The organism is Microvirga sp. P5_D2, assembly GCF_054049475.1.
On the sequence record NZ_JBFUMH010000223.1, the window covers coordinates 1 to 6628 of the forward strand.

Below are 6628 nucleotides of genomic sequence, written 5' to 3' on the forward strand. Positions count from 1 at the left end.
TGGCGGCAGCTCTGGCCAACAAGCTGGCGCGGATTGCCTGGAGCGTGCTGAGCCAGAACCGCACCTATGAACCACGAACAGCGGCTGTGAGGGGCTAAGGGCGATCCCGCCCCTCTACTACCACTAGCCGATTAGAACCCGCCGAGGTCTGCGAGAGGAAGACGAGATGGAGAACGGTCGCGCCGTCGTATCTGTGCTCTGGTGACCCTGATGGCCGTAAAGGGCCGATCTGCTTATGAGAACAGATGCGCGCGGAGATCCATGATGGCCAGGAGTTCGCCTCCGCACGGGCCGGATCCATGAGCGCAAGACCACCCTCACCATCGCGAAAAGCCTCTTGCGACGCAAAGCCTCTTGCGACGCACGGCCGGTCCATACATCTGGGTCAAAGTGTTACGTCGAGCGGATTAGATGAATGTCCGCTTCGCCTACAAACTCCGAACTTTGGCTAAGGTCTGCCCCGTGCCATTAGCGGCCCTTTCCACGGAACCGGAATCCGGACTGCACATTGGTAGGTTCACGGGCTGAGCCGATCGCCTGTATGGCCATTTCCATGGACAGGTGGTGTCCTGCCGAGGTCCGGGATGGCATCTGGCATTGGACATTTCTGGCTCAGTCGATCGTTAGGAACGGGGCTGCCCCCTCAAAGCCATGCAGGAGCCAACCACATGTCGAAAACCGTCACGTGCCTCTACGAGGATCAACAGAAAGCCAGCGAGATCGTCAGCCGCCTTGAGCAGGCCGGTCTTTCGCGTGGTGACATCAGCTTCTACTCGACGCCTTCAGATAACCTCATCAACGATCTGGAAAATGACGGTGTGCCGCGCACGGATGCCTATGCCTATGCCGAGGGCGTGCGCCGCGGCGGGTCCCTCGTTGCCGTGGAGTGTGACGATGATGAGGTCGACCGAGTGATCGACATTCTGGACGATGACGGGGTGCTCGACCTCGACGAGCAGCAGACCTCCTGGCGCTCGGAAGGATGGCAGGGCTACGACGCCTCCACCTCCGGCACCACAGGCGGACTTGGAGCCGCAGCCGCCGGGCTGGCCGGCGGCCTGACAGGATCGTCTGGCACGACGCGTACGGACGTGGACGCGGGCAGCGACATCACCGGGTCTGCGGACATCGTCCATGCCCGCACTGATGCGACCGCCACGGGCGGACGGGACGAGGTCATCCCGATCGCCGAGGAGGAACTGCACGTCGGCAAGCGTGAGGTGGCCCACGGCCGGGTGCGGATCCAGTCCCGCGTGATCGAGCGCCCGGTGCAAGAACAAGTGACTCTGCGCGAGGAGCGCATCGACGTCGAGCGGCGCCCCGTCTCGGGTGAGTACCGCGAGGGTGCGCTGGGTAGCGACCCCTTCCAGGAGCGTACCATTGAGGTAGAGGAACGCGGCGAGGAGGCGGTAGTCTCCAAGGAAGCCCGCGTGGTCGAAGAGGTGGTAGTCCGCAAGGACGTAGAGCAGCGCACGGAGACGATCTCCGACACGGTGCGCAAGACCGAGGTCGACGTCGAGGACGAGCGCAACGTCCGCGGCACCGGCACCAGTGGCTCGACCGACCGTTCACCCTGATGCCGTCCGCCGAAGCCCGGCGCTCTGTCGGGCTTCGGCTCCCTTGATGTACTATGACGTCAGCTCGCCGACCCTAGGCGTTGGCTGATGGATCGTCAGGATCCGTGCGCTCCACGACGGCGCGTTGCTTGCGCAAGGTGCCCGGCACCTCGACGGTCTCACGTTCGACGCGGCGCCGGATGTGCAGTTCCTCCTTGAGGACAAGACGCTTCTCGACCACGAGCACCTCCTCGACGACCGGAAGGATCGTCACGTCGCCTTCGGTCCTGATCTCGGGTGTGGTCTCGATTATCCTGTCGATGGGCACACGGGTGACCTCCACAGTCTCCCGCTGCACATCCGCATGGGCAAGTTCCTCGACCGTGTCGGTGACCGTCTGCACGCGCACCCGACCTGTCACAACTTGCCGCTTGCCAACGGTGGCGGTCTCCTCGACGAGGGGTATGACCTCCTCGGACACAGCATGGGCACTGCTCCTCAGCACATCGTCCAGAACGCGCACATGCTCATCTTCGTGTGGCGGTACATTCGGAGGATCGGTCGGGTTGCCCATGGCTGCTCTTTCGTAAGCGATGACCAACGGGAGCTCGCCACGCGAGTTCCCGTCAATGGAAACGCTGCGCGGTGGCCGAGAAATCCAAGGAGGGGGTGTCAGCCCTTGGGGTGAGAGGAACGCGGAGTTGTAGCTAACGTTGATCCGCAGCCCTTGTGGGCGAAAGGAGAACATCATGCTCAGCAGGCTCCACGTTTTCACGATCATGACGCTCGGTGCTGTAAGCGAGGCGCTTGCCCAGGCCACCCCGCCTGCTGCGCCCGGCTCACCGCCTGCGCCCGCACCTGCGGATGACGGCAGCGGCACCCCCTGGCTATGGATCATCCTCGGCCTAGCGATCCTTGCCGCCCTGATCTGGTACTTCATGCGCGGACGGTCACGCACCACGACGGCCGGGACGACTGGCTCCTCGAGCGCCTCCGGGACGTCCACGAACCACCCCAAAGTGTTTGACAACGACAAGCGCAAATAGCCGCTCTCAATCGAAGTTACGGAGCCCAACACTGTGAGCCGAACAGCTCATGGCTGAGGCAGTCCGTCCTGTGCGCGTGATGCAAGCATCGAAGCCTGAGGGAGTGGATCACCAGGCGGATAGCCGGCCGCCTGCAGGACAAACTTGCGCTGTCTCCAACGCTACCAGGCTTTCCTCACTTCCTGCCGCAGCCCTGGCCGAGATCTCGGGAGTGTGCGCCAGATCAGCAGCGTACAGGCCTTACTCACCCCAAGAACGATGGCCATGCCGTAGAGGAAGATCACGGGAGAGAAGCTCCCATCCATCTCGCTGCAAGCTCCGTGCTGACCACCCGCCGCGGCAGCCCTGCGGAGGAACGTTGATGGAAATGTGCGGTTGATCTCCTGCGGAGGCAACCTGCGTTCGCGCAGGTCTCCTTGACCAGCTTCCGTACACTGAGCCCCGCTACATGCTCGAGCGGGGCTCCTTTTGTCCCTGCCACATCTGGAATGCGCATGAGGCGCCCCTCCCTGGAGGCAGGAGATGGGGYGGTGCGGCAAGATCGCCTATCCCAGGAACCTCACTCCCTCCGACTGGTTCATGACGTTCACGTGACGGGAGGCGGATCATGCAGACGTGGTGGCTGACGGCCTTAGGCCTGGCGGCGAGGCTGTGCACCAGCCTCAGCTTCGTGCCGCAGGTGCTCAAGGCCTGGCGCGAAGGAGACACCAAGGCAATCTCGAAACGCATGTATGTGGCCTCTCTGATCGCCTACGGCCTCTGGATCGTGCACGGACTGATGATAACCAGTGTGCCGGTCATCCTGTTCAATGGCGTCAACGTGGTCTTCGCCGGCCTCATCCTGACGATGAAGCTTCGAGGTCTCAAACCGACCGAGGGACGCTGATCTATGGATGTGTCGCTTTCAACCCTGATCGGATGCGCCGCCGGTTGCGTCGGCCTTTACAGCTTCGTGCCGCAGGTCATGAAATGCTGCCACACCGGTGATGTCGCTGCCATCTCCCTGCGCATGTTCGCGGTGCGCACCTTCGGGCTGTTGCTGTGGACTATCTACGGTTACGCCCTCGGCAGCCTGCCCGTGCTGATCTTCAGTGTCCTTGGCTTGGTGCTGAGCTCAGTCATTCTGATCCTGAAGGTCCACGGCTCGCGCCTGCAACCCACGAACGAGAACTGCTCTCAGGACCCGCGGGAGCAAAAGGCGTCAGGATCGGCAGAACCTGTTGCCGGTGAACCACAGACCATCATGCGGCCAGTGCCGGCTCACTAATTATGATCTGCGCCACCTCTTGGTAAGTTGCTGCTGAAGTGTCGCGGAGAGGTTTCTTGCCATCGGCCGGCTTACATCAAGCTCGCACGGAAGCTTGGCGTCGGAAGGTCGCCTTCGGGTCAAACTGGATGATTGAGCTCATGCCCATGAAGGTCAGCTCACGCCGCCAATGCAGAAATCCGGATAAGGTCTTCCCCGTGCCAAGAGCGGCCCTAGCGCCAAGAGCGGCCCTAGTGGTCTGCGCCTAACAAAAGAGTCCGTTTGAGGATTCCTCTTAAGCGAGACGCGTGCGAGGCTGGGGCATGCGCACTGGCATCTCCATCATCCTGACATCGTCCGACCGGCTTCGCCTGGAGGCGGTCACCAGCAACCGGAACACGGCTCAGAAACATGTCTGGAGGGCCGCCATCGTGCTGTTGAGCGCGGATGGCATCGGCACGACCGGGATCATGCGTCGGACAGGCACCTCCAAGACCTGCGTCTGGCGCTGGCAGGAGCGCTTCAAGCAAAAGGGCATCGAGGGCCTGCTGCGTGACAAGACGCGCCCCTCTAGGATCACGCCACTGGGCCCTGACGTTGCCGAGCGGGTGATCACCCTGACGCTGGCTGATCCGCCGGTCGAGGCGACCCGCCGCCATGATGGCCAAGGAGAGTGGCATCAGTGCCAGTGCCGTGCGGCGCATTTGGCGCGCTCATGGCCTTCAGCCGCATCGCTATCGCCAGTTCAAGCTCTCCAACGATCCCAAGTTTGGCGAGAAGCTCAGAGATGTGGTTGGGCTCTACGTCGATCCGCCCGCTCATGCCATCGTGCTCTCTGTTGACGAGAAGAGCCAGATTCAGGCGCTCGACCGCACCCAGCCCGGGCTGCCGCTCAAGAAGGGCCGGCTTGGAACCATGACGCACGACGACAAGCGCCATGGCACCACCACGCTGTTTGCCGCCCTGAACGTGCTCGACGGCACCGTGATCGGGCGCAACATGCAGCGCCACCGGCATCAGGAGTTCATCCGCTTCCTGAACGCCATTGAAGCCCAAGTGCCAGCGGGTAAAGCCGTGCACGTGATCCTCGACAACTATGCGGCTCACAAGCATCCAAAGGTTCGCGCTTGGCTCGACCGGCACGAGCGCTTCACCTTCCACTTCACCCCGACCTCATGCTCGTGGCTCAACGCGGTGGAGGGTTTCTTTGCCAAACTGACCCGGCAGAGGCTCAAGCGAGGAGTGTTCCACTCCGTGGTTGATCTCCAAGCCGCCATCAACCGGTATGTTGCCGAGACCAACACCCGTCCGAAGCCTTTCACCTGGACAGCCGATCCGGATCAAATCATCGCCTCGGTCAGACGTGGGCACCAAGCGTTAGATAGCATCCACTAGCAAAAAGACCCACTGGGCGATCCTAAGCGGGTTTCGGCGGGGTGGCCAACGGATGCTGTCTGTGATTCCATCCTTTGGTTTGGTTTGGGATGCGGATCATGGCAGGCAAATCCCCTGTTGTCGCAAGCGCCGCGCAGCGGCGTGACCTCATGGCCCTCAGCCACTCGCGAGATCGGGGTGAGGCGGATCGGGCGCGGGTGCTCCTGCTGACGCTGGCGGGCTGGACGAGCCCGCGGATCGCCGAGGCTTTCGGCGTGCGCGAGGATACCGTGCGGCTCTGGCGCAGCGATTTCATGAAGGGTGGGGTCGACGCGCTGCGGCGATCCGTTGCCCCGGGTCCGGCTCCGGTCAAGGCCGAGCAGGCGCTCGCGGTGGCCGAGGCGGTTTTGTCGGGACCAGTGGCGGATCGCCCCAACTGGACCTTGCCGCGGCTGGCCGACGAGATCGAGAAGCGCTCCGGCGTGCGCATCTCGCGCTCACGGCTCTCGGTCGTGTTGCGCCAAAAGGAGCTTTCCGCTGGCGACGGCCGCGCCATACCCTGAAGGGCCGCCAGGACGCAGACGCCGTGGACCGCGCTGGCCTGCGCCGCAAGCTCCTGAAGGCGCAGGCCGAGGCGGGCGATATCGTGCTCTTGTTCGGCGATGAGTCTGAGGCGCTGACCTATCCCTATCTCGCCCATGCCTGGGCCAAGAAGGGCGCGGATCTGCGCATTCCAGCGCCCGGCCAAGCCGCCAAGGTGGCGATGCTCGGGGTACTCGACTGGGCGCTGCGCGACCTGATCGTGCGCACCAGCCGGAGCAAGCGCAGTGCCGATTTCATTGCGCTTCTGGACCAGATCGATACGCAGTATGGCCCAATGCCCGGCCGTGCGCAGAAACCGATCGTGCTCGTCCTCGACAACGGCCCGATCCACACCAGCAAGGCGACACGCGCCGCACTCGCCGAGCGAGCACCCTGGCTCACGGTCGAATGGCTGCCAAAATACGCACCGGAACTCAACGACATCGAAGAGCTCTGGCGCGATCTAAAGCAGCATCATCTCGCTCATCAGACCTTCGCAGGGCCGGAAAGCCTCGATGCCGCCATTCACGAGGCCACCATGAAACTCAATCGCGAACGACATCGCCATCCGTTGGCTAAAGCATCGGACTGGAAATTCGACTCCTGGGTTTTGGCCTGGTGCGATCTGTGATTCACTTGCTGGAACGGGAGGTGGATCATGGGTCACTGCTATTCTCTCGATCTTCGGGTGCGGGTGTCCGACTTTGTCGAGGCGGGCCATTCCTGCCGGGCGGCGGCAGGGCACTTTGCCGTCAGCGAGAGCTTCGCCATCAGGCTGGTGCGGCGAACCCGGGACACCGGCTCGCCGGCACCGGACCGCCAGG

7 protein-coding genes and 2 pseudogenes are annotated in these 6628 nt (G+C 63.0%); 8 read left to right on the forward strand and 1 reads right to left on the reverse strand.

The features are described 5' to 3' along the window. Positions 1–668: 668 nt before the first annotated feature. A complete protein-coding gene (locus ACXJKO_RS28720; protein ID WP_457094448.1) occupies positions 669–1577 on the forward strand; it encodes a YsnF/AvaK domain-containing protein in 909 nt (302 codons plus the stop codon). Positions 1578–1650: 73 nt separating this feature from the next. Here ACXJKO_RS28720 and ACXJKO_RS28725 read toward each other — a convergent pair whose 3' ends face one another. Further along, positions 1651–2130: a YsnF/AvaK domain-containing protein gene (locus ACXJKO_RS28725; protein ID WP_457094449.1), complete on the reverse strand. Its 480-nt coding sequence runs from the start codon at positions 2128–2130 to the stop codon at positions 1651–1653. Between the two features lie 175 nt (positions 2131–2305). On the opposite strand from ACXJKO_RS28725, the gene ACXJKO_RS28730 reads away from it, so the two are divergent. The 7 genes and pseudogenes from ACXJKO_RS28730 to ACXJKO_RS28760 all read left to right on the forward strand — a co-directional run. Further along, a complete protein-coding gene (locus ACXJKO_RS28730; protein WP_457094450.1) occupies positions 2306–2602 on the forward strand; it encodes a hypothetical protein in 297 nt (98 codons plus the stop codon). 607 nt (positions 2603–3209) lie between these two features. After that, positions 3210–3488, forward strand: coding sequence for a SemiSWEET family sugar transporter (locus ACXJKO_RS28735; protein WP_457094451.1), 279 nt, complete (start codon positions 3210–3212; stop codon positions 3486–3488). A gap of 3 nt (positions 3489–3491) precedes the next feature. Further along, complete coding sequence (locus tag ACXJKO_RS28740) at positions 3492–3869, forward strand: SemiSWEET family sugar transporter (RefSeq protein ID WP_457094452.1); 378 nt, start codon at positions 3492–3494, stop codon at positions 3867–3869. Positions 3870–4171: 302 nt separating this feature from the next. Beyond that, positions 4172–5243 (forward strand): annotated as a pseudogene (locus ACXJKO_RS28745) (IS630 family transposase). Positions 5244–5392: 149 nt separating this feature from the next. Beyond that, positions 5393–5725 (forward strand): annotated as a pseudogene (locus ACXJKO_RS28750) (helix-turn-helix domain-containing protein); the annotation flags it as partial. Then, positions 5659–6435 carry an IS630 family transposase gene (locus ACXJKO_RS28755; RefSeq protein WP_457094453.1) on the forward strand — a complete coding sequence of 259 codons (777 nt, stop codon included), beginning with the start codon at positions 5659–5661 and terminating at the stop codon, positions 6433–6435. The pseudogene ACXJKO_RS28750 and the gene ACXJKO_RS28755, both read left to right, overlap by 67 nt. 27 nt (positions 6436–6462) lie before the next feature. Next, on the forward strand, positions 6463–6628 hold a 166-nt coding region (locus ACXJKO_RS28760; protein WP_457092173.1), incomplete at its 3' end, for an IS630 transposase-related protein.

Bases quoted from the DNA above. Each gene is read 5' to 3' on its own strand.
- ACXJKO_RS28720 (WP_457094448.1), top strand. From the start codon at position 669: ATGTCGAAAACCGTCACGTGCCTCTACGAGGATCAACAGAAAGCCAGC.
- ACXJKO_RS28735 (WP_457094451.1), top strand. From the start codon at position 3,210: ATGCAGACGTGGTGGCTGACGGCCTTAGGCCTGGCGGCGAGGCTGTGC.
- ACXJKO_RS28740 (WP_457094452.1), top strand. From the start codon at position 3,492: ATGGATGTGTCGCTTTCAACCCTGATCGGATGCGCCGCCGGTTGCGTC.
- ACXJKO_RS28725 (WP_457094449.1), bottom strand. From the start codon at position 2,130: ATGGGCAACCCGACCGATCCTCCGAATGTACCGCCACACGAAGATGAG.
- ACXJKO_RS28730 (WP_457094450.1), top strand. From the start codon at position 2,306: ATGCTCAGCAGGCTCCACGTTTTCACGATCATGACGCTCGGTGCTGTA.